1 protein-coding gene is annotated in these 1,128 nt (G+C 38.8%); it reads right to left on the minus strand.

The genetic code is table 11. The features are described 5' to 3' along the window. A partial coding sequence (locus C7H19_RS25220; RefSeq protein ID WP_219907760.1) for a hypothetical protein occupies window positions 1–812 on the minus strand: 812 nt, incomplete at its 3' end. Between the last annotated feature and the right edge of the window lie 316 nt (window positions 813–1,128).

The following is a 1,128-nucleotide window of genomic DNA, read 5'->3' on the forward strand; positions in this document are numbered from 1 at the left end:
TGGTGCTGTATTTTTTCTTCTGGCTCATCGTCGTCATCGACGGACAAAGAGGCTTGCAGCTTCAGTTCATCGGCGATAATCTCTGCTATCCCGTCGATACGCCGTTCTAGACTAAGAATAAATTGGCTAGTGCCGTCATATACCTGTCGATCTAGTGACCATTGATCTATGTTTTCTTCTATGGCCTGTAATCGCTCTGACAAAGATTGTTCGATATAGCCTTCTTCTTCATCTAAGATGTCTACGCCTTTGAGCTTATTTTCTAAGAACATCAATCGCATTTCTAGATCAGCCACAATAGGTGAATCATCTGCAAGTGAGTCACTGTTAGAGTTAGATAAATCATCTAATTTGCGCTCTAAATACTTAAATCGTAGTTCTAACCCTTTATCTGTAAAGTTACCTGTACTGTTACTGGTATTAGATAGGTGATCTAATCTATGCTCTATTTCTTTTAGGCGTTGTTCTAGTTCTTCCACAATGATAGGGGAGTCACTCGGCTGCTCACTGGCGCGGGTATTAGATAGGTGATCTAATCTATGCTCTATGGCCGCCAATCGCTGTTCTATAGCATTGTCTATAGCAGAGTTTGGATTTAGATTAGATGATTGCTCTAATCTATGCTCTAAAGCATCCAATCGCTGTTCTAAGGCTTTTGAGGCATCCGAGGTAATTGACGGCTGATCGTCTCCCAAAAGAGAAAGTAATAACCGTTTGGCTGCTAGATGTAGACTTTCTTGATCTTCAATTAATTCTTTTAACTTTTCAAGGTACGGATCGGCAAGAGTAAAGCGTATAAGTTCGTATGCCATAGCTAATGTCCTAAATTATATTTATAGCATAGCATAGCGTAAACTATGTATAAGCATATTGCATAGCTATTCATTAGCTATAGTTATAGCATATGTATTGCATAAACTATGCTATAGTGTTATATTATGTATATGACATAAACATAGTCTATGTCATGACTAAGAACCTTGATAACTGAATAGGAGTTTCTATATGACTAAGTTAGTCGTTGTGTCGATCTCATCTTGCTTAGATGTAGCGATCGGTCAATGTGTCGATCTCAACCTTGAGTTATTCGACCTTGACCCCTCTCTAAAGCAAGCATTCGTAAGAGAG

Origin of the sequence: Aphanothece hegewaldii CCALA 016 (assembly GCF_003007785.1) — a bacterium.
GTDB classification, from domain to species: Bacteria; Cyanobacteriota; Cyanobacteriia; order Cyanobacteriales; family Microcystaceae; genus Chroococcus; species Chroococcus hegewaldii.